This window comes from Alishewanella tabrizica, assembly GCF_014652375.1.
Lineage (GTDB): Bacteria > Pseudomonadota > Gammaproteobacteria > Enterobacterales > Alteromonadaceae > Alishewanella > Alishewanella tabrizica.
This window is the reverse complement of sequence record NZ_BMYR01000008.1, coordinates 87,607-108,458: the sequence shown is the minus strand read 5'-3', so window position 1 is coordinate 108,458 and position 20,852 is coordinate 87,607. Positions and strand designations below refer to the sequence as shown.

Annotated in this window: 20 protein-coding genes; all 20 read right to left on the bottom strand. The window is 46.3% G+C overall.

From position 1 onward, the window contains the following. Positions 1-32 precede the first annotated feature (32 nt). Positions 33-1,112 (bottom strand): alanine racemase, encoded by a 1,080-nt coding sequence (gene alr / locus IE070_RS10560; protein WP_189483155.1) that lies wholly within the window; start codon positions 1,110-1,112, stop codon positions 33-35. Next, complete coding sequence (gene dnaB, locus IE070_RS10555; protein ID WP_189483154.1) at positions 1,112-2,497, bottom strand: replicative DNA helicase; 1,386 nt, start codon at positions 2,495-2,497, stop codon at positions 1,112-1,114. Before dnaB ends, alr begins: the two co-directional genes overlap by 1 nt. A gap of 183 nt (positions 2,498-2,680) precedes the next feature. Continuing rightward, on the bottom strand, positions 2,681-3,133 hold the full coding sequence (gene rplI / locus IE070_RS10550; protein ID WP_189483153.1) for a 50S ribosomal protein L9: 453 nt from the start codon (positions 3,131-3,133) through the stop codon (positions 2,681-2,683). A gap of 18 nt (positions 3,134-3,151) precedes the next feature. Further along, positions 3,152-3,379 (bottom strand): 30S ribosomal protein S18, encoded by a 228-nt coding sequence (rpsR, locus tag IE070_RS10545; RefSeq protein ID WP_008218940.1) that lies wholly within the window; start codon positions 3,377-3,379, stop codon positions 3,152-3,154. Positions 3,380-3,390: 11 nt separating this feature from the next. Next, positions 3,391-3,696, bottom strand: a complete 306-nt coding sequence (priB, locus tag IE070_RS10540; RefSeq protein ID WP_189483152.1) for a primosomal replication protein N — start codon at positions 3,694-3,696, stop codon at positions 3,391-3,393. Between the two features lie 7 nt (positions 3,697-3,703). After that, entirely contained in the window at positions 3,704-4,081 is a 378-nt protein-coding gene (gene rpsF, locus IE070_RS10535; protein WP_189483151.1) for a 30S ribosomal protein S6, read from the bottom strand. 213 nt (positions 4,082-4,294) lie between these two features. Then, on the bottom strand, positions 4,295-5,029 hold the full coding sequence (gene rlmB, locus IE070_RS10530; protein WP_189483150.1) for a 23S rRNA (guanosine(2251)-2'-O)-methyltransferase RlmB: 735 nt from the start codon (positions 5,027-5,029) through the stop codon (positions 4,295-4,297). 23 nt (positions 5,030-5,052) lie between these two features. Continuing rightward, the gene (gene rnr, locus IE070_RS10525; protein ID WP_189483149.1) at positions 5,053-7,425 is read right to left on the bottom strand and encodes a ribonuclease R; all 2,373 of its coding nucleotides are present in this window, start codon (positions 7,423-7,425) and stop codon (positions 5,053-5,055) included. A gap of 67 nt (positions 7,426-7,492) precedes the next feature. Further along, the gene (locus IE070_RS10520) at positions 7,493-8,113 is read right to left on the bottom strand and encodes a tetratricopeptide repeat protein (RefSeq protein WP_189483148.1); all 621 of its coding nucleotides are present in this window, start codon (positions 8,111-8,113) and stop codon (positions 7,493-7,495) included. A 116-nt stretch (positions 8,114-8,229) separates the two neighbouring features. Then, positions 8,230-9,597, bottom strand: a complete 1,368-nt coding sequence (locus tag IE070_RS10515) for a S41 family peptidase (protein ID WP_189483147.1) — start codon at positions 9,595-9,597, stop codon at positions 8,230-8,232. 182 nt (positions 9,598-9,779) lie between these two features. Then, on the bottom strand, positions 9,780-11,075 hold the full coding sequence (locus IE070_RS10510) for an adenylosuccinate synthase (RefSeq protein ID WP_189483146.1): 1,296 nt from the start codon (positions 11,073-11,075) through the stop codon (positions 9,780-9,782). A 114-nt stretch (positions 11,076-11,189) separates the two neighbouring features. Then, entirely contained in the window at positions 11,190-12,353 is a 1,164-nt protein-coding gene (locus tag IE070_RS10505) for an aminotransferase class V-fold PLP-dependent enzyme (RefSeq protein ID WP_189483145.1), read from the bottom strand. Between the two features lie 93 nt (positions 12,354-12,446). Then, entirely contained in the window at positions 12,447-13,328 is an 882-nt protein-coding gene (gene hflC / locus IE070_RS10500) for a protease modulator HflC (protein WP_189483144.1), read from the bottom strand. A gap of 6 nt (positions 13,329-13,334) precedes the next feature. Beyond that, entirely contained in the window at positions 13,335-14,492 is a 1,158-nt protein-coding gene (gene hflK, locus IE070_RS10495; RefSeq protein WP_189483143.1) for an FtsH protease activity modulator HflK, read from the bottom strand. Positions 14,493-14,534: 42 nt separating this feature from the next. After that, entirely contained in the window at positions 14,535-15,827 is a 1,293-nt protein-coding gene (gene hflX, locus IE070_RS10490; protein WP_189483142.1) for a ribosome rescue GTPase HflX, read from the bottom strand. Between the two features lie 18 nt (positions 15,828-15,845). After that, entirely contained in the window at positions 15,846-16,103 is a 258-nt protein-coding gene (gene hfq / locus IE070_RS10485; protein WP_189483141.1) for an RNA chaperone Hfq, read from the bottom strand. A gap of 81 nt (positions 16,104-16,184) precedes the next feature. Then, positions 16,185-17,129 carry a tRNA (adenosine(37)-N6)-dimethylallyltransferase MiaA gene (gene miaA, locus IE070_RS10480; protein ID WP_189483140.1) on the bottom strand — a complete coding sequence of 315 codons (945 nt, stop codon included), beginning with the start codon at positions 17,127-17,129 and terminating at the stop codon, positions 16,185-16,187. Next, complete coding sequence (mutL, locus tag IE070_RS10475) at positions 17,119-18,927, bottom strand: DNA mismatch repair endonuclease MutL (protein ID WP_189483139.1); 1,809 nt, start codon at positions 18,925-18,927, stop codon at positions 17,119-17,121. The genes miaA and mutL overlap by 11 nt, the downstream gene beginning before the upstream one ends. Before the next feature lies 1 nt (position 18,928). Then, on the bottom strand, positions 18,929-20,254 hold the full coding sequence (locus IE070_RS10470; RefSeq protein WP_229797043.1) for an N-acetylmuramoyl-L-alanine amidase: 1,326 nt from the start codon (positions 20,252-20,254) through the stop codon (positions 18,929-18,931). Positions 20,255-20,306: 52 nt separating this feature from the next. Further along, a complete protein-coding gene (tsaE, locus tag IE070_RS10465) occupies positions 20,307-20,804 on the bottom strand; it encodes a tRNA (adenosine(37)-N6)-threonylcarbamoyltransferase complex ATPase subunit type 1 TsaE (protein ID WP_189483137.1) in 498 nt (165 codons plus the stop codon). Positions 20,805-20,852 lie beyond the last annotated feature (48 nt).

The following is a 20,852-nucleotide window of genomic DNA, read 5'->3' as shown; positions in this document are numbered from 1 at the left end:
AAATAGTAACGCGTTAACATAGAGCAATGCCGCTAGCTTAAATATTGGTAATCTACTCGAGGCGTTATATTACATAATAATTCGTAGGGTATTGTCCCAGCGGATAACGCAATTCGCTCTATCGCTAACTCAGGCCCCCACAACACCGCTTCATCACCCAATTTATCGTGCGCATTTGGTCCTAAATCGACCGTTATCATATCCATGGAAACGCGACCAGCTAGAGGCACTTCGCGGCCATTAATCCAAACAGGCGTACCATTGCAGGCATGCCGCGGATAACCATCGCCATAACCAACTGCAATAACCCCTAACGTTGTGGGTATTTTTGCCTGCCACTGACCACCATAACCCACTGTTTCCCCTTGCTGAACTTGGCGCACTGCAATAAGCCTACTGCTTAAACGCATCACAGGCAGTAACTGATGCTGCTGGCCAGTCTGCTCAGCAAAAGGTGAAATACCGTGCAACATTAACCCTGGTCTTACCCACTCACCATGGCTTTGCGGCCAGGCGAGTATGGCAGCCGAGTTCGCTAAACTACATTGGTCGGCTTTATCCCGAATGAGCTCACTAAAGATAGCCAGTTGCTGAGAGGTGCGCTCTGATCCACGTTCATCCGCACAGCAAAAATGGCTCATCAAGCGAATGCCTGGCAGCACGGCTGAGCATTGCCATAGTCGTCGATAGAATAGTTCAAACTGCGCCGGCTCAATGCCTAGCCGATGCATGCCGGTATCAATTTTCAACCAAACCTTTAGCTGTCCATCCAAGGAGGTTTGTTCTAAAGCACTGAGTTGTAACTCATTATGCACTACTGTTTGTAAATTATTGGCGAGCAAGATAGGCAGCTCGGCAGCCTCGTAAAATCCTTCTAACAATACTATCGGCTTTACAATGCCTGCCGTACGTAACGCTAACGCCTCGTCTATCCGTGCAACCGCAAACGCATCGGCGTCAGTGAGTGCTTGGGCAACTCGAACAAGTCCATGACCATAGGCATTCGCTTTTAGCACGGCTAATACTTGGCTGGAAGGCGCTAAGGCGCGCACACGGGCAAGATTATGCTGCAGTGCAGCTAAATTTATCTGCGCAACAGGCCGTCGACTCATTAATACTCGTCCTCAAATCGCGCGCTGCCAGCGTAATTATCAAACCGCGAAAAATGCCCATGAAAGGTTAAGCGAATTTTGCCGATAGGCCCATTCCGCTGTTTACCAATAATGATTTCAGCTAAGCCTTTATCTTGGCTATCTTCGTGATAAACCTCATCACGATAGATAAACATAATTAAATCAGCATCTTGCTCAATAGAGCCTGATTCACGTAAATCTGAGTTAACGGGCCGTTTATCAGCACGTTGCTCTAATGAGCGATTAAGCTGTGACAACGCCACCACAGGTACCTTAAGTTCTTTAGCTAACGCTTTTAGTGATCGCGATATTTCCGCAATCTCCAAGGTCCGGTTTTCACTTAAGCCCGGCACCGTCATTAGCTGTAAATAATCGACCATGATCATACTTAATCCACCGTGCTCGCGCGCCACTCGGCGCGCCCGAGAACGCACCTCGGTGGGCGTTAAGCCTGACGCATCATCAATATACATCTTGCCTTTGGTGTTCAGCAGCTCAATTGCCGAGGATAAACGTGCCCAGTCTTCGTCTTCTAACTGCCCAGTTCGCACCTTGGTTTGATTAATGCGGCCTAACGAAGCCAGCATCCGCATCATAATTTGGTCTGAAGGCATCTCTAAACTGAAAATTAACACGGGCTTATCGCTGGTAATAGCGGCATGCTCGGCCAAATTCATGGCGAAGGTGGTCTTACCCATCGAAGGACGTGCCGCAACGATAATTAAATCTGAAGGTTGTAAACCGTTAGTCATCTTATCCAGATCTACATAACCGGTAGATAAACCCGTAATACCATTTTGTGGTGAACGGTACAGTGCATCAATTTTATCAATGGTCTTGGCCAGAATATTATTAATCGGCTCTGGGCCTTCGTTCGCATTGGCGCGCTGCTCGGCAATTTTAAATACTTTAGTTTCAGCAAAGTCTAATAGCTCAGCACTGGTTCGCCCTTGCGTATCGTAACCAGCATCGGCAATATCATGGGCCACGGCAATCATATCGCGAACAACGGCACGCTCTCTGACAATTTCGGCATAAGCTAAAATATTTGCCGCACTAGGCGTATTTTTGGCAATTTCCCCGAGATAAGCAAAACCACCGATATCATCTAACTGCTGGTTAGCTTCTAAAGACTCGGAGACGGTAATAAGATCGATTGGCTGATTAGACTCGGCCAAACGCAACATCGCGCTGAAAATAAAGCGGTGTGAGCGTAGATAAAAGTCTTGTTCGACGACTTTCTCGGAGACTCGATCCCAAGCTTCATTATCCAGCATCAAGCCGCCCAGCACAGATTGCTCTGCCTCAATGGAGTGCGGGGGCATTTTAATAGCCGCGACCTGCTTATCTTTTATGCTACTCATAGGGTATTTAACTGCCGAAGGGAAATACGAATACTAGTGGATATGCTACCTTGCGCTGGGCAGAAGTCCAAGTAAAGTCTGAAAATATCTTATGGAAGTCACGCTGTATTAACGATGAATAAAACGCAGAAAAAATAGAACGAAGAGGAAAGCACACTGCACTGAGGCAGTGTGCTTAATGCCTTAAGCTTCAGCAATAACAACCACTTTGATGGTTGCGATAACTTCAGCGTGTAACTGCAGATCGATATCGAACTGGCCAGTTTCACGTAAGGTACCGTTTGGTAACTTAACTTCAGCTTTTGAAACTGCTACACCGGCTTCAGTGATCGCATCAGCGATATCACGTGTGCCGATAGAACCGAACAGACGACCTTCGTCACCCGCTTTAGAAGCGATGGTCACTTCAGCCAGCTCAGCAACTTTAGCAGCACGCTCAGTGGCAGCAGCTAAGTCAGTAGCCAATTTGGCTTCTAATTCAGCGCGGCGAGCTTCGAATTTTTCGATGTTAGCCTTGGTAGCTGGAACTGCTTTTCCTTGTGGGAATAAGAAGTTACGAGCATAGCCAGACTTAACAGTTACATTGTCACCTAAACCACCAAGGTTAGCGACTTTGTCTAACAGAATAATTTGCATTGCCTATACCCCTCTGTATTAGCTGTGTGAGTCGCTGTATGGTAACAGAGCCAAGTAGCGAGCACGTTTGATTGCGCGAGCTAACTGACGCTGATATTTAGCGCTAGTGCCAGTAATACGGCTAGGTACGATTTTGCCACTTTCTGTAACGTAGTTTTTCAGAACGGCGGTATCTTTGTAATCAATCTCTACAGTGCCTTCTGCAGAAAAACGGCAGAATTTACGGCGACGGAAAAAACGTGACATTTGTCTGTCTCCTAACTTAATTGTTCAATCTGTTGCGCATGCAGCACCAGCTTTGCCTGACCGCTGCCGCTCTGGTGGCGATTTAAAAAACCGCTAACCCGAACGTTATTGCCCAACGTCAAATGCTGAGCTTGTTGGTGTAACACTGTGCCACTTAATACCACTTGCATCCGCACATAAGCCTGACGATTTAAACCAGCCTCTTGTTGCATGCTACGATGTTCCAAGGTTAACACAGTGTGCGGGATCCCCGCTGGACTCTCACTGCGTTCAGGGTGCCGACATACGGCGCCACTAAGCACAAGAATATTGTCCATCAACAACTTACTCGTCGTGTGCTACTTGCTCATCATTGTCACGAGGAGCACGCTCACGGCGCTCGTCACGTACCTTAGCCATGGGTGATGGCTCAACTACGGCACCATTAGTGCGCATAACCAGGTTACGTAATACAGCATCGTTGTAGCGGAAGTTAGTTTCCAGCTCATCGATCACGTTCTGTGGGGCTTCCACGTTCATCAGCACATAGTGTGCTTTGTGCAGTTTTTGGATTGGGTAAGCCAATTGACGACGGCCCCAATCTTCTAAACGGTGGATAGTACCGCCAGCTTCTTTGATCGCGCCAGTGTAACGCTCGATCATACCAGGCACTTGTTCACTCTGATCTGGGTGAACCATAAAAACGATTTCGTAATGACGCATTGTAGCTCCTTACGGTTAGTAAGCCTCGGGAGAGCTCGGCCGGGTTCTCATAAAGGCAAGGAACGTGAAGTATATGGCCGAAGGTCGCGTATTTTACGGAGTTAGCGGGTAAATAACAAGCATTGAAACCAGAACAAGCAAAATACTTAGATGAAAAAAACAAAAACCGCTTTCGCGGCTTTTGTTAAGGAACAAAGGGATGGTCGCAAAACGTTATACTGTACGTTGCCGTACGGCTTCAAATAGACAAATACCCGCAGCGACCGACACATTTAAACTAGACACACTACCAAACATAGGAATTTTCACCAGCGCATCACAGGTTTCGCGGGTTAGGCGGCGTAAGCCTTCGCCCTCGGCACCTAATACTAGCGCTAGCGGGCCCTTAAAATCGGCTTGATACACTAAGGTTTCCGTCTCGCCTGCAGTTCCTACCACCCACACGCCAGCATCCTGGAGTTGCCGTAACGTTCTGGCTAAGTTAGTAACCGTAATAAAAGGCACGCTCTCTGCCGCCCCACAGGCAACTTTTCTTACCACGGCGGTTAATTTCACAGAACGATCTTTGGGGGCCAGCACCGCATGTACACCTGCGGCGTCAGCACTGCGTAAAATAGCCCCCAAATTATGTGGATCAGTAACGCCATCAAGCACTAATAAAAAAGGTTTTGCTTCCTTTTCAAGTAACGAGGCTAAATCACTCTCGTTGCCCCCACTGCTTAAACGCGCTTTAGCAACGATGCCTTGATGCTGGCCATTCGTCATATCATCCAAGGTTTTACGATTGCAAAACTGAATTGAGATCCCCAATTGCCGGGCTTGTTGCAGTAACGGCTGCATCCGCTTATCTTCACGATCTTTCATCGCAAAAATTTCTAACACATCTTGCGGACTGCGCGCTAACAAAGCGCTTACCGCATGAATGCCAAAAACCACATCATTACTCATGTTATTCCTAAACGTGTAGTAGGTTACTTTTTACTGCGCCGCGGCTTTTTAACCGCACCCGCTTTACCGGCCGATCCTACAGGCGATTTTTTAGTCCCTGCTTTCCCTACCGCTTTCTTACTGGCGGCTTTACCTGCGCCAGTTTTACCTGTCTTAACCGCTAACTTAGCCTCAATAGCCGCGTTACGACTAGCCTTTACTTTGCGGCCTGACACCTTTGAAGGCGTTTCACCTGCCAACACTAAATCAATTTTACGCGCTTCTAAATTAACAGCCACCACCTTAACCGTCACGGCATCACCCATACGATACTGTGTACCCGAGTGCTCACCGGTTAAGATCTGGCGTTCAACATCAAAACGATAATAATCATTTTTTAAAGACGTAACATGAACTAAGCCTTCAATGTATAAATCAGCTAAGCGCACAAATAAGCCAAAATTGGTTACAGTAGAGACCACACCCGCAAACTCAGTCCCCAAGTGATCCTGCATATACTCGCATTTTAGCCAGTCAGCCACCTCGCGCGTGGCATCATCAGCCCGGCGTTCAGTCATCGAGCATTGCTCACCCAGTGGTGCAATATCTTTTTCGGTATAACCATTGGCGCCAGTAACGTTCTGGCCTTGCTTAGCGAGGATAGCTTTGATGGCCCGGTGTAACACTAAATCAGGATAACGACGAATGGGCGATGTAAAATGCGCATAGGCTTCCAGTGCTAAACCAAAATGGCCTAAATTCTCACCCTGATATACCGCCTGTTTCATGGAGCGTAGCATCGTGGTTTCGATCAGTTCCCGATCCGGACGATCTGCCAATTTGGCCAGCGTTTGCGTCAATTCAAGCGGCGTAGGCTCTGCCGATAAATTAGCTTCAATCCCCAGCTCTGCTAAGAAGCGGCGAAAGTTAGCAAAACGATCGCCATCCGGCCGTTCGTGTACCCGGAACAAGGCATGGGACTGGTGCTTTTCAATAAAGCGCGCCGAAGCCACATTGGCTAAAATCATACATTCTTCAATGATTTTATGGGCTTCGTTACGATGTACCGGTACAATCTCTTCAATCTTGCGATGACTATTAAAGATAAAACGAGTTTCAACCGTTTCAAACTCAATGGCACCACGCTGCGCCCGAACTTTGGCCAGCTTTTTGTAAAGGCTATAAAGCGTTTCCAAATTGGTTAACTGGGCGGCATACTCGGCGCGGAGTTTAGGATCGCCCTGTAAAATGGCATGCACCTTGTTGTAAGTAAAACGCGCAGCAGAATGCATCACCGCTTCATAAAACTGATAACTTTCTAGCTTACCATGCGAATCTATGTGCATTTCACAGACAAAGCACAAGCGGTCGGTATGTGGATTTAACGAACACAGACCATTAGACAACGCCTCTGGTAGCATGGGTACCACATGATCAGGGAAGTAAACCGAGTTACCTCGCTCCAGCGCACTGTGATCCAATGGCGTACCAAAACGCACATAGGCACTGACATCGGCAATGGCAACCCACAGCTTCCAACCACCTTTTTCTTTGGCTTCGGCGTACACGGCATCATCAAAATCACGAGCATCTTCGCCATCAATGGTCACTAAGGGCAACTGGGTTAAATCAACTCGGCCAAGCTTAGCTTCAGCAGGGACGTCTTCACCGTATTTCGCGACTTGCGCTAATACCGCATCAGAGAACACATGCGGGATTTGATGATTACGGATCGCCACTTCAATTTCCATACCGGGCGCCATATGTTCGCCTAGCACTTCAATTACTCGCCCTGTGGCACTAACCCGTTTTGATGGGCGCTGAGTAACTTCAGCTAAGACTACCTGCCCATGCCGAGCAGCACCTTGCTGCCCCTCAGGAATGATAATGTCCTGACAAATTCGAGCATCATCAGGCACCACAACACATAAGGCATGATCTTTGTAATAACGACCAACAATAGGCTCAGTCCGTGGTTCTAGCACACGCACGATGCGCGCTTCAATTTTGTCTTTGCTTTTGATTGTGGTTGCCGTAGCCAGCACTTTATCACCGGGTAACACCCGCTGCATTTCATGAAACGGCAAATACCAATCGGAGCCACCTTGGTCTAGCTTTAAAAAGCCAAACCCATCGCGATGTCCAATAACTGTGCCTTTAACCAGATCCATGTGATCAGCTAAGCCATAACGTTTACTCTTCGTAAAGACGACTTGACCATCACGTTCCATAGCGCGCAAGCGTTTTTTTAACGCAAAAATAGCATCATCGTCTGTTAAACCAAGCTCAGTGACCAGTTCTTCAAAGTAGGCAGGTTGTTGCCGTTTTTCGATATGCTCGAGAATAAATTCGCGGCTGGGGATAGGGTTATCATATTTTTCTTGCTCACGCGCAAGATGCGGATCATTTACCGTCATTAATTAAACTTAGGTTTCCTCGTCATAGTATTCAGTGTAACAGCTACGCATGAAAATGGGATGAATTTCATTTAACCGGCCGTTGTGCATTTGCGACAACGCGCGCCGGCATTTTTTTGGCGAGCTGCTGTTTAAGCGTATCAAGTTTAGCATGAATTACCGGATCTGCGGTAATAGCATGATGTAACCAACGATAACTTTGCTCAAAATCCGTCGGGCTGCCTTGGCCAGCAATTAAAATCTCTGCCAAGCGGATTTTTGCATTGAGGTTACCAACCGTAGAGGCTTCGCGTAAAAAGATAATGGCACGGCTCACATCTTTTTGCACAAAGCGCCCAATGTGGTAATACCTACCCACTTGCTCCAAGCCCTCTGGCAAACCTTGTTCGGCCGCTTGCAACATCATATCCCAACCACGTTCTACATCGCGCGGTACACAGACACCATAGGCTAGCATGTCGCCAAACAAGAACTGATAAGAGGGCAATTTCATTATTTCAGCACGGGCTTCAATATCTCGTACTAATTGACAATCATCAGCTTTTACACGTTCTAGGTGCTGATTGTTCCTAATCAGTTTTAATAAATCGTCTTGACTGTATAGCTCAACCGCTTGCATTTCTTGCGCAATGACTTGCCCAATCCACAATGGCAATACAATCAAAATACCTTTAGCGACTTTTAGCATAGTGTCAAATAACCGTAATTACGCAAAAATAATCTTAATGTCGATTTATAAGCAAAAACCAGACCATAAACCGCACTATCAATTAAGTGGTTACGAAACACCGCTACCTCAGGCCATCACTGTTCATTATAAATGCGCCAACTGGGTTTATTACGTGCATCAGCAAACTCAGTTACCTGACGATCGCTGCTCAAGGTTTGCTCTTCTAACGCCAAACCTTGTCCTGACGCGCAACGCCCGTTACTAATGTAATTAATAGCAGTGGCATATAAAGGATCATTACTTACCCCCCAATCGCCTACAACGGCAGGCGTTACAGGACACTGCGGTTGTAATCCATTAAAATAATCGCCAAAATCAAGTGCATTTACGGTTTGAAAGTTAATTGCAAATAAACGAAAGTTATCAATAAGCGTTGGGATTTGCCCAATAGGCTTACCACAGGTTGTTTGACCAATTTGCACCACTTCAACAAAAGGGCTCATGGCATTAATCACCAATTCGCTGGAAGAACAGCTCCCAGGTGTGGTTAAAACAAATACGCGTGGTAAATTCAGCAACGTTTGACCCTGCCCAGGCGCAAAAAATACCGTCGAGTTACGGCTACTATTTTTATCGTTGTAGCGGTATTTTACGAAAACCTTATCTCGCAGCCGGTTAAACGCAATATGTGAACTCAACTGATTGGCGACGCGAATAAGCCCGCCGCCGTTGTAACGCAAATCAAGGACGAGCTCATCAATTTGCTGAGCCGCAAAAAACTGGAAAGCCTGTTCTAATTCTCGCTCAGAAAGATCAATAAACTGATTAAATACCAAATAGCCCACGTTTTTACCGGCTATCTCTGCGACAGAACGATGCATTACCGTGTTAGTGGTCACACTGCCTTTTTGTAAATCTGCGCGCCGCGTTGTGTTGTCCGGTTTACGCCACACAAAATTTCGTATTACGCCCGCCTGATTAGGCCCATAAATATCATCATTGGTTAAGCGGCCACTGTCTAATCCCGCTAACCACTCAGCCACACTTACACCTTCAATCTCAGTGATCTTATCCGCACGGCGTAAACCTTGTTGTGCCGCCGAACTGCCGTCATAGACGTACAATATTTGAAGGGCCGTATTATTGTCGACACGTTGCGTGGCAAAGCCATAACCAAAGAACACGGCATCAATAAAACGACTTTGATACTCTTGTTCAGTTAAAATAAAACTAAAACTATCTCGAGGCGCTAAAATAGCATTAAGGTAGCTAGACGCGCTGCTAAAACTGCTTGGCACGGCAGAACGCATTTCGTTATACCACAAGTAATTTCGAAACATCTCACAGCCAATTTTGCTATTAGTATCGGTACCATTACAAAGGCTGCTATTACCTGTTGGGGGTGTTCCCACGCTGCTCCCAGAATTCGAGCCACTATCGGAACTGCCACCGCCACATCCAGCCAAAGTTAAACATATCGCGAACAGAACAGCGTTTTTCATCTGCACATTACCCCATATTGCGGAATATTTATTTCAATATTACGCACAATCGCTTTTTAATCCAGCAATACAGGTTTTTGCAGACGAAAAAAAACGCTGCTTAGTGGCAGCGTTTTTGCACAGTTCTTTACTAATCACCCTATCTAAGGACTTTACTACTCGCCTTATCTAGGGAAAAGCAATTAGGCGAAAGGATGGCGTAATACAATCGTTTGTACCCGATCTGGCCCCGTTGAAATAATATCAATAGGAACGCCAGTAAGCTCTTCCAAACGGCGAATGTAATTGCGCGCCGCGACAGGTAATTGCGCTAATTGTTGAATACCAAAAGTACTCTCAGACCAACCTGGCATATGTTCTAAAACGGGCGTAACCACTTCATAACCTTCTGCGGCTAATGGGGGGGTCTGTAAAATACTGCCATCGGGTTGACGGTAACCAACACAGATGCTGATTGTCTCTAACCCATCTAACACATCTAATTTGGTTAAGCAAAAACCTGAAATACTGTTTAATTGCACTGCACGACGCACGGCAACAGCATCAAACCAACCACAACGACGCTTACGCCCCGTAGTTGCACCAAACTCATGCCCTTTTACACCAAGATGCTCGCCAATGGCACAATCTAATTCGGTTGGGAAAGGACCCGAGCCCACGCGTGTTGTATAGGCTTTTACAATGCCTAAGACATAATCTAAATAACGTGGACCGAAACCACAGCCTGTGGCCACACCACCTGCCGTGGTATTAGATGAGGTTACGTAAGGGTAAGTACCATGATCGATATCCAGTAAAGTGCCTTGCGCACCTTCGAACATAATTTCATGGCCGTTTTTACGTGCCTGATCTAATAGCTCTGTAACATCCACCACCAACGACTTTAACAAGTCGGCCATCGCCAACGCGTTGTCTAAGGTCGTTTGGTAATCAATCGGATCCACTTTATAGTACTGTGTTAACGTAAAATTGTGTAAATCCATTACCGTTTTCAGTTTCTCAGCAAACAACGTGGGATTGAACAAATCGCCTACTCGTAAGCCTCGACGCGCGACTTTATCTTCATAAGCTGGGCCAATACCACGACCTGTCGTGCCTATAGGCTTATCACCACGCGCTTTCTCACGTGCTACATCTAAAGCAACATGAAATGGCAAAATAAGGGGACAAGCTTCGCTGATCAATAAGCGCTCTTTTACCGGCACGCCACGCTGTTCCAGCATGGTCATTTCCTTTAAAAAGGCTTCTGGCGATAAGACAACACCGTTACCAATCACACACTTTACATTCGCACGTAAAATACCGGATGGAATAAGATGTAATACCGTTTTTTCACCGTCAATTACCAAAGTATGGCCAGCATTATGGCCGCCTTGGTAGCGCACCACATAACTGGCTTTGTCGGTTAATAAGTCAACAATCTTACCTTTACCTTCGTCACCCCATTGGGTACCGAGCACAACTACGTTTTTGGCCATGGTTCCTACATCACGGAAAAAATGAAGGGTGGATTCTAACAAATCGCTCGGCAAGTTTCAGCCGTCTGGACGAAAAAAAGGCCACATTTTTTATGACCTTTTTATGTTATTGATTTATTTTATATTAAGACAAGTCAGATCGAACTGTTCTGCCATTTGATATAAACCAAAGCCAAATCGTAAACGATCTCCACGATAATCTGTGGTAATACCTGCTTGTTTTAGTAATGCGGCTATCTCTGCCACCTGCTTACTATTGGTTAAACGAAAGGTAAAAAAGTGCCCATGATGATTGGCATCGTGCAACAGTAAGTGCTCACGATTAAGGAGCGGATGTGCTTGTGCATCTAACAACGTTAAAAAATGTTGCTGTAGTTGCTGTACATACCGATGGATACGGCCAACACTGATACCTTGTTGTTTGTATAACAACAACGCGGCTTCAAGGCGGTACAATGCAGTAAAGTCCATGGTAGAGCCCGCAAATCGATAGCCATCTTCGCTGTATAACACTAGCGCAGATTTATCTTTTGCCAAGGCACCAAACTCAGCAAACCACCCTGTATAGACTGGTCGATGTTCGCTGCCTGCTGGAACCGTCATAAAACAACAGCCTTCGCCTCCCTGTGCATATTTATAACTGCCAGACAAATAAAATATCCGCTCAGCAATAGCCGATAAATCGGTTGGAAGTGCCATAAAGCCATGGTAACCGTCAATCACAATCATTGCCTCGGTGACTGCCGCCAACTGATTAACGAATACCGTCAAATCGGCGATAGCATAGCCCGAGTTAAAAAATACCTGGCTACAAAACACCATATCATAGGGGGCATGTTGCGCAGCCTCAATAAAACGACGTTCAAAACTGGCAAAGGGCTCAGTAGCAATGATGTCTATCTCGATATTTTCATATTCAGATAAGCGCTTTATTTGTCGCTGAAAACTATAGAATTCGCTGTCGGTTGTTAAGATTCGCAAGGGTTTTTGCCAATTAAAACAGCTGAGTAACCGCATCACAAACTCATGCGTATTCGGCGCAAAAACAATTTGCTCTGCTGCAGGAAAATTCAAGACATCAGCCACTAATTGTTGAGTATGGGGGATCTTGGTGCCAAAAATATACTGCCACTTATCATCAACTAATCGGGCGCTATCATCCCAGTATGCCATAGTGGCCTCACGCGTCACATCGGGCCAATAATGATGAGAGTGGCTGGCAAAATGTTGTTTATGCTGACTAGCTTGCAAAAAGCGTTGAAAAAAATGTTGATACATAATCACCTCATAACACGCTGTCAAACCACCTGACTACAGTGCAAAAAGGCCCGTAAGGGCCTTTTTCTTTAACATCAAACTAACACAACGCAGTTAGTTTTGTACGGCGTCAGAGCGCATATATTTGAAGAAATCGCTATCGGGTTGCACCACAATAACATCATTTTTCGAATTAAAGCTGTTGCGATAAGCTTCTAAGCTACGTACAAAGGAATAAAACTCGGCATTCTGATTAAACATTTCTGCATAAACACGCGCCGCAGTAGCATCACCTTCACCGCGTACTGAACGTGAATTCCGTTCAGCATCGGCTATCATAACAGTAACACGAGCGTCTACATCTGCTTTGATGATCTCTGCTTCTTCCATACCCTTAGAACGATGTTCACGAGCTACGGCTTCCCGCTCTGCGCGCATCCGAGCAAAGATTGAACTACTGATTTCGTCAGGTAAATTGATTTGTTTTACCCGTACGTCAATCACTTCAATACCTAGCTCATTTGCAGCTTGTCCAGCTTGGCTTAACGCACTTTGCATTAATTGCTGACGTTCACCCGAAACAATTTCTTGAATCGTGCGAGCACCAAACTCCGTACGCAGACCGTTATTGATGTATTGTTTTAATAGCACTTCAGCTTGAGCAGTATTACCGCCAGTAGATAAGAAGAATGCACCAAAATCACGAATACGCCATTTTACATAGCTGTTTACTAATAAGTCTTTCTTTTCAGCTGTAACGAATCGGTCGGCACCATCATCCAACGTTTGGACTCGGGCATCCAACAAACGTACCACTTGGATAAGAGGTAGCTTGAAATGCAAACCTGGCTCGTACACTAAAACACGGTCTTCAGCATCACGCTGAATTTTACCAAATTGAATAACGATAGCCCGTTCGCCTTCTGGCACAACGAAGAGTGCAGAAACGACGATCAAACCCACTACGACAAAGATGGCAATAATTAAATTTTTCATTACGAATTATCTCCCACTGCCAGAACGCGTTGACGTACCACGCGTGCTATCAGTACGTGGTTGCGTATTAATCCCATCCATATTAACACGTGCTGGAGACGAAGACGGTGAAGCAGAGGGTGCTGCAGCAGCGCCCTGTTTCATCAACTGATCCAGTGGTAAATACATCAGATTGTTGCTGTTTTTAACGTCAACCAAAATCTTAGATGTATTGCCGTACACATATTCCATCGTTTCAAGATACATACGATCACGTGTTACTTTTGGCGCGGCAAGGTATTGTGGTAATAGTTGCTCAAAACGTGCCACTTCACCTTGTGCTTTTAATACAATTTGTTGCTTATACGCTTCTGCTTCTTGCATTACGCGGTTAACTTGACCACGGGCACGCGGTTCAATTTCACGCGCATACGCTTGAGCTTCTTGCACAAAACGCTCTTGGTCTTCTTGTGCAGAAATCGCATCATCAAAAGCCTCACGCACTTCTTCTGGTGGCCTAGCATCGCGGAAGTTAACATCGACCAGTGCAATACCCATATTGTAAGGCGTAATAACACTTTCTAACTCTTGACGGGTATTTTGACGAACCACTTCACGACCACGCGTTAGAACATCATCCATAATGGAGTGACCAATCACGAAGCGTAAGGCTGCGTCTGTAGCTTCACGCAAACTGCGATCGGCATCAACCACCGAGAAAAGATATTGTCTCGCATTAAAAATACGATACTGGACTTCAAAGGTTACGCGAACCAAGTTCTGATCTTGAGTCAGCATAAACCCATCAGCACGCAAGGAGCGAACTTCTTGAGTGTTAACCGGTGTCACCGTATCAATAAAAGTGGGTTTCCAATGGATACCCGCGCCAACTTCAGTATGGTATTGACCAAAGCGTAACACAACGCCTCGCTCTGCGTCTTTAATGGTATAAAACCCACTTAAACCCCATACCAATATTGCTACAACCAGTATCACACCAAACAGGGCTGAACCACCGCCACCACTGCTGCTACCAGAATTGCCACCTTTGCCACCAAAGATACCGCCAAATTTTTTGCCTAAATTGCGGAATACTTCATCTAAATCGGGCGGGCCTTGATTACGACCACCTTGTTTCCAGGGATCGTTATTTTTGCCGTTATTGCCCGGCTCATTCCAAGCCATGCTTAACTCCATAGTAGTAAGTTGTCATTAAAGGTTAATGTATCAAAAAACTGACTGGCTGACGATATAGTTTTCAAGTTGTTGTGCACTCTGCTTTTGTAAACGCGCCCATTGCGCAGTCGACAGCTGAATGTTTAACCGACACTGACCATCATCCAAATATTCTTCTTGCTGTACAGCCTGCAGCTGATAGAGGCGCGCTCGCCAATTGGCAGCCGCGGGCGGTAACAATAATGTCAACTGCACATGCTGCTGCGATAACAGTTGAACCAACGCTTGCTGTAACAGCGCAATGCCTTCACCCGACATGGCCGATAAATAAACTGCGCGCGGCAAACCGGTATCGTCATATTCTATACGTGGCAACTGCGCTATTTGGTCAATTTTATTAAAGACTAATAACTGCGTTACATCCGCAGCATCAATCTCCTGTAACACAGAATCAACCTGTTTTATATTATCGTCTTTACGTGGATCAGCCACATCAATAACATGCAATTGAATATCTGCATCACGCGTTTCTTGCAAGGTTGACTTAAACGCCGCAACCAGATCGTGAGGTAGATGTCGAATAAACCCCACCGTATCCGCCAAAATAGCGTCACCAAATTGCGGCAAAGTAATTTTACGTAACGTGGGATCCAAGGTGGCAAAAAGCTGATCAGCAGCATACACAGCAGCGGCTGTTAAACGATTGAATAACGTTGATTTTCCCGCATTGGTATACCCGACAATAGAAATAACCGGTTGCTCAGAACGTTGTCGCGCTCGACGCCCCTGCTCGCGCTGACGCGTCATTTTTTCAAGCCGTTGCTTAAGCGCCCTAACGCGCTCCCGTAATAAACGCCGATCAGTTTCTAATTGTGTTTCGCCCGGTCCACGTAATCCAATACCACCCTTTTGCCGCTCGTTATCGAATCCGCGTATCAACCTTGATGCAAGATGCTGTAATTGCGCAAGCTCAACTTGTAATTTACCTTCGTAGGTGCGGGCCCGTTGCGCAAAAATATCCAAGATTAAACTGGTACGATCGAGAACCCGAGCTTGACAGAGACGCTCTAAATTGCGGGTTTGGCCTGGTGATAGCTCATGATTGAATATCACCACAGACGCAGAGAGGTCTGCGACCGTGGTGGCAAGTTCTGCAGCTTTGCCTGATCCAATAAAAAATTTAGCATCAGGTGACTGCCGATTGGTGGTTATAACCTGCAAAGTAGATACACCTGCAGATGCAACGAGCATTTTCAGCTCTTGCAAATCTTCGGTAACCGCCTCTTGCGGGAAATTAACGTGTACTAGTACGGCCTGTTCAGCCAGCTCAGCCAGTTCAAACAAGCAATATTACTCCGCTAATTATTCTACATCCTCATCGCCATCGCCTGGTGCACCATGTGCCACCATCGTGTTAACCGCACGCGCAGGAACGACAGTAGAAATGGCATGCTTATACACCATCTGACTCACTGTGTTCTTTAACAAAATGACAAATTGATCAAAAGACTCAACCTGACCTTGTAATTTAATCCCGTTCACCAAATAAATTGAAACAGGAATACGCTCCCGTCTTAAGGTGTTCAAAAATGGATCTTGTAATGATTGGCCTTTTGCCATGTCACGCTTTCCTTTTTTATTAAGTGTGCTTTATATAGGTATTATTTTTTTTATTTCAAGTTGTTAAACGTGAAATTTTTACTAACTCTTCACATTGTAGCTTAGCGAAGTTATGACAGCTTGCAAGTTTTCTTCAAGCTTAGCTTCACTTTTTAACCAGTGTAGGTCTGGCCAACTGCGTAACCAAGTCAACTGCCGCTTAGCCAGTTGACGCGTTGCCGCAATGCCTTGACTAACCATCAGCGCATAATCGGCTTTACCCGCCAAAAAATCCCACATCTGTCGATACCCAACACAGCGAATAGCCGGTAGGTTTTCATGTAAATCGCCACGCCCAAAAAGCTGCGCAACTTCATGCTGAAAACCCTGTGCTAACATTTGTTGAAAGCGTAATTCAATACGTTGATGCAATACTGCACGATCAGTGGGCGCTATGGCGAATTGGTGTACTTTATACGGAAAAGGTTCAGGTTTTTTTGCTGTTAACGCCGTTAAGCTTGATCCCGTGAGACGATAAACCTCCAAGGCTCGGTTAATGCGTTGCGGATCATTAGGATGAATTCGCGCTGCGGCGACCGGATCGACCTCGGCTAATTGTTGATGTAAGCTCGCCCAACCATACTGCTGAGCTTCGAGCTCTAATTGTTGCCTAACCTGATCATTTGCTGGCGGCAGCTCAGAAATACCTTGTAGTAAGGCTTTAAAGTACAACATGGTGCCACCAACCAAAATAGGAATATTGCCACGTTGATGAATGGCAGCAATTAACTGCAGGGCATCTGAGCGAAAGTCGGCAGCAGAATAGACCTCTGCCGGATCACGTATATCCAAGAGAAAATGGGGCGCGGTGGCTAACTCTGCGGCTGTTGGCTTGGCTGTGCCAATATCCATACCGCGGTACACTAAGGCACTGTCGACACTGATCAGCTCAGCCTTTCCTAGTTGTTGTTTTAACGCTATTGCCAGCGCAGTCTTACCGGAGGCCGTGGGACCCATGATACAAATAACGGGTAATTTAGCATTCATGTTTTACTACCTGTAAGGTGGCATCACTCACATCGAGAACCACGACTTTAGCATCATGCTGATCGGCAAATACCGCTTCCGGAAAATAATGTAACAACAGTTCAGCCTGTAAATAAGGCGTGGATAACACTAACTGCAACAGCAACCGTGCCGGTTCTATGGCGCCCGGAACGGCTAACTGTGCTACAAAGGCACTAAACCATTGACTGATAGCAGTATGCCTTAACCAAATGGGTACCCGTCGAATAATCGCCGTATTGTCTTTGATCAAGAGATCAAAACCTAAGGACTCTAGACTGTCGGCACACGACAACATGGCGGCGAGCTCTTCAGCCGTAAGATTAATCCTTAACGGCAGTAACAATGGCGCGGTGTCAAGCCGCAGTGGCCAATACCGTGCCACACTGACAACTAAATCATTTAAACGTAGCTGAGTATCTTCTTGATACAACACATAACGATTATCGACTATCAAATAAGGCTTACTTGGCTGAGCACGTTCTTGCTCAACAGCAACCTGACTGGCAGCAAGGTAAGCAATAGCGTGCTGTGGTGATGCACTAGATTGTGATAACACTTCTTTTTCTTTATTAAAGCCTTTATTCACATAAACAGAAGAAGAACGCGGAGATTGCGCACTTACATGATTAGCAACATGCTGTATATCATGATGCTCAACACGCTGCGTAACAAACCCATCCGTGCCTGATGGCGTAACAGACTCGGCAATAAAACGGGCAGAATCCGACACTGTTTGATAACGTTCAGGTTCTGCCACTGTCGAAGGTAGAAGATCTGTTGATAGCTGTGCCAACGCATCACTCAATGCACTCACAACAAAATCATGCACTAAACGCGCTTGATGAAAACGCACTTCATGTTTCGCTGGATGAACATTCACATCCAAGTCTGCCGGATCCAGCTCAAGATAAAGTACAAAAGCAGGCTGAAGCTCCGCGGGCAAACGTTCACCATAGGCTTGTCGAATGGCATGATTTAACAGCTTATCCCGCATCATTCGGCCATTAACATAACTGTATTGACACGCAGCAGTGGCCTGACATGCAGCAGGTGCCAGCAACCAGCCCGATAGCTGCAATTGACCATAATGATTTTCAATCCACAATGCCTGCTCCGCAAAACTGCGACCGCATAAAGCCGCCAACCGTTTTTGCTTGGCTGCTGGGCTGTCTGCTATAGGCAAACGACGTACCGGCTGACCATTGTGGGTTAACGTCCAAGCCACATCAAAACGGCTCAGCGCTAACCGTTTGATCAGCTCATCGATATGGGAAAATTCTGTTTTATCACTGCGTAAAAAGCGGCGCCGCGCTGGGGTATTAAAAAACAAATCAACAACATCAATACTAGTGCCGGTTGGATGCGCTGCCGGTTTTACTTGCACCGCCATATCGCGGCCTTCCGCATTGGCTTGCCAAGCTGCGCTCTGCGTTTCCGGCTTGGATGTTAGGGTTAAACGCGACACAGAGCTAATACTGGCTAACGCTTCTCCCCGAAAACCTAAACTCACAATCTGCTCTAAATCGGCTAAGGTTGCTATTTTGCTCGTTGCATGCCGACTCAAGGCTAACATTAATTCTTGCTGCGCAATGCCTGCACCATTGTCACGCACCCGAATCAGCTTACTGCCACCTTTCTCAATATCAATTTCGATCTGTGTTGCACCGGCATCTAAGCTATTTTCAACCAATTCTTTAACGACTGAAGCGGGTCGTTCAACCACTTCGCCTGCAGCAATTTGGTTAGCTAATTGTGGCGGTAACAATTGAATAGGCATGTCAGGGGATCCGTATTACCTGGCCAATGCGGATACTGTCACTACGTAATTGATTGTGGCGGCGCAGCTCTTCTATCGACACATTGTAACGCTGCGCAATTAATGACAACGATTCCCCAGCCTGGACGCGGTGTTCTTTGGCTCGGCGCTGCGCAAAAAGCGAATCGGCAGGCGGCGATAATTCGAAATGGCGTTTTAACCCTGTAAATAATGATTGCACTAATTTTTGTTGATGCGCACTGCTGCGCAATAAGCGTTCTTCTTGTGGATTCGAAATAAATCCAACCTCAACCAAAATGGAAGGAATATCGGGTGCTCTCAATACCCCTAAACTCGCGGCTTGAGGTTCACGCTTGTGTAAGGTGGTCACTTTACCCAATTCAGCAAGCACTTGGTTTGCAACTTGATGCGCTGTAACCATGGAATGGTTCATCGATAAATCTAACACGGTTTGTGCCAAGTAACGTTCATTAGCGGAATCTTTAATGACCTCAGCAACACCCCCTAATAACTCACCGTGTCGCTCAGTTTGCTCTAACATCCGCCCCACTTCTGACGTTGCTCTGCGAAGCGATAACACCCAAACGGCAGCGCCCTTTGGATGGGGCGACGTAAAGGCATCAGCATGAATGGACACCAGTAAATCGGCTTGCATACGTCTGGCAATATCGGTTCGGCTATTAACATGAATAAAATAGTCGCCGGTACGCACCAGAACAGCTTTCATGCCTGGCTCTCGATTTATCCGTTCTACCAATTGCCGAGAAATGGGTAACGTTAAATTTTTTTCGAAAGTACCACCTGGGCCAATTGAGCCTGGATCTTCCCCGCCATGGCCTGCATCTACCGCAATAATAATATCGCGGGCGGTGCGAGCGCCTGATGGCAGCGGACGATTGTTACTTGCTCCGGTAATTGCAGTACTCGCTGGGGTGCTGGCCTCAGCAGGTTGGCTGTTTGCAGCATTGCTAGCTGGGTTACTGTCAGGAAAATCAATAACCAAACGGTGGCCATAAGGTGGCGTAGGCGCTAACGCAAACACCGTAGGTTTCGCCGCACGAGTTAAGTCGAGCACAATACGCATACTATTTTGTCCGCTACTACTGCGGATACCACGAATTAACGCAGCCTCACCATTCACACTGGGTAACGCAGTTCCCCCAGAAACACGACTGAGATCAATCACTAAACGGTGTGGATCTTCCAACATAAAATGCTTAAAGTTGGGTGCGGCACGTAAATCAAATACGACTCTGGTGTTATCTGGAGAAGGCCAAACACGAATGCTTTGCACTTGATTAGTTGCATTATTGGCCTGCGCCACCATGCTCAGCAACACACAACACGCAAAAAAGGTATATCGAATAAGTACGGTAAGGTTATTCATGATGTGATAATACAGTTAACATCGCGTCAGTACGGGCATGGTGTGCCGTTAACACCAGTGTGCGTTGTTCCGCCTCGAAACCCAAGGTAACAGTGAGATCAGGTTGTGGCAGACTACCTTCGCCACGCTCAGGCCACTCCACTAAACACAGGCTTTGTGCGGTAAAGTAATCGCGTATCCCCATAAACTCCAGTTCTTCGGCATCATGCAAACGATAAAGATCAAAATGATATACCTGCAAGCCAGCAAGTTCATAAGGCTCAACCAAGGTATAAGTGGGGCTTTTAACATTACCGTTATGGCCAAGTGCTTGAATAATCCCACGACAAAATGTGGTTTTTCCCGCCCCCAAACCGCCTTGTAAAAACACGACAAGGCCACCGTGTAACAGCGTAGCCAGGCGTTGAGCCAGCGCCAATGTTTCCGCTTCTGTATGCAACTGAACACTTAGACTCTGCAAGCTACTACCCTGAAAATACGTATCAATCATTTTGTTGGCTATGGTAACAAAGGATCAGCCCTTTCAGCCAGAAAAACC

Excerpts from the sequence above, each read along its gene's own strand:
- rplI (WP_189483153.1), bottom strand. The coding sequence starts at position 3,133 with ATGCAAATTATTCTGTTAGACAAAGTCGCTAACCTTGGTGGTTTAGGT.
- rlmB (WP_189483150.1), bottom strand. The coding sequence starts at position 5,029 with ATGAGTAATGATGTGGTTTTTGGCATTCATGCGGTAAGCGCTTTGTTA.
- IE070_RS10505 (WP_189483145.1), bottom strand. The coding sequence starts at position 12,353 with ATGTATCAACATTTTTTTCAACGCTTTTTGCAAGCTAGTCAGCATAAA.
- hflK (WP_189483143.1), bottom strand. The coding sequence starts at position 14,492 with ATGGCTTGGAATGAGCCGGGCAATAACGGCAAAAATAACGATCCCTGG.
- rnr (WP_189483149.1), bottom strand. The coding sequence starts at position 7,425 with ATGACGGTAAATGATCCGCATCTTGCGCGTGAGCAAGAAAAATATGAT.
- IE070_RS10470 (WP_229797043.1), bottom strand. The coding sequence starts at position 20,254 with ATGGTGGCGCAGGCCAATAATGCAACTAATCAAGTGCAAAGCATTCGT.
- rpsR (WP_008218940.1), bottom strand. The coding sequence starts at position 3,379 with ATGTCACGTTTTTTCCGTCGCCGTAAATTCTGCCGTTTTTCTGCAGAA.
- IE070_RS10515 (WP_189483147.1), bottom strand. The coding sequence starts at position 9,597 with ATGAAAAACGCTGTTCTGTTCGCGATATGTTTAACTTTGGCTGGATGT.
- hfq (WP_189483141.1), bottom strand. The coding sequence starts at position 16,103 with ATGGCAAAAGGCCAATCATTACAAGATCCATTTTTGAACACCTTAAGA.
- dnaB (WP_189483154.1), bottom strand. The coding sequence starts at position 2,497 with ATGAGTAGCATAAAAGATAAGCAGGTCGCGGCTATTAAAATGCCCCCG.
- miaA (WP_189483140.1), bottom strand. The coding sequence starts at position 17,129 with ATGAATGCTAAATTACCCGTTATTTGTATCATGGGTCCCACGGCCTCC.
- IE070_RS10510 (WP_189483146.1), bottom strand. The coding sequence starts at position 11,075 with ATGGCCAAAAACGTAGTTGTGCTCGGTACCCAATGGGGTGACGAAGGT.
- hflC (WP_189483144.1), bottom strand. The coding sequence starts at position 13,328 with ATGAAAAATTTAATTATTGCCATCTTTGTCGTAGTGGGTTTGATCGTC.
- mutL (WP_189483139.1), bottom strand. The coding sequence starts at position 18,927 with ATGCCTATTCAATTGTTACCGCCACAATTAGCTAACCAAATTGCTGCA.
- IE070_RS10520 (WP_189483148.1), bottom strand. The coding sequence starts at position 8,113 with ATGCTAAAAGTCGCTAAAGGTATTTTGATTGTATTGCCATTGTGGATT.
- priB (WP_189483152.1), bottom strand. The coding sequence starts at position 3,696 with ATGGACAATATTCTTGTGCTTAGTGGCGCCGTATGTCGGCACCCTGAA.
- tsaE (WP_189483137.1), bottom strand. The coding sequence starts at position 20,804 with ATGATTGATACGTATTTTCAGGGTAGTAGCTTGCAGAGTCTAAGTGTT.
- alr (WP_189483155.1), bottom strand. The coding sequence starts at position 1,112 with ATGAGTCGACGGCCTGTTGCGCAGATAAATTTAGCTGCACTGCAGCAT.
- rpsF (WP_189483151.1), bottom strand. The coding sequence starts at position 4,081 with ATGCGTCATTACGAAATCGTTTTTATGGTTCACCCAGATCAGAGTGAA.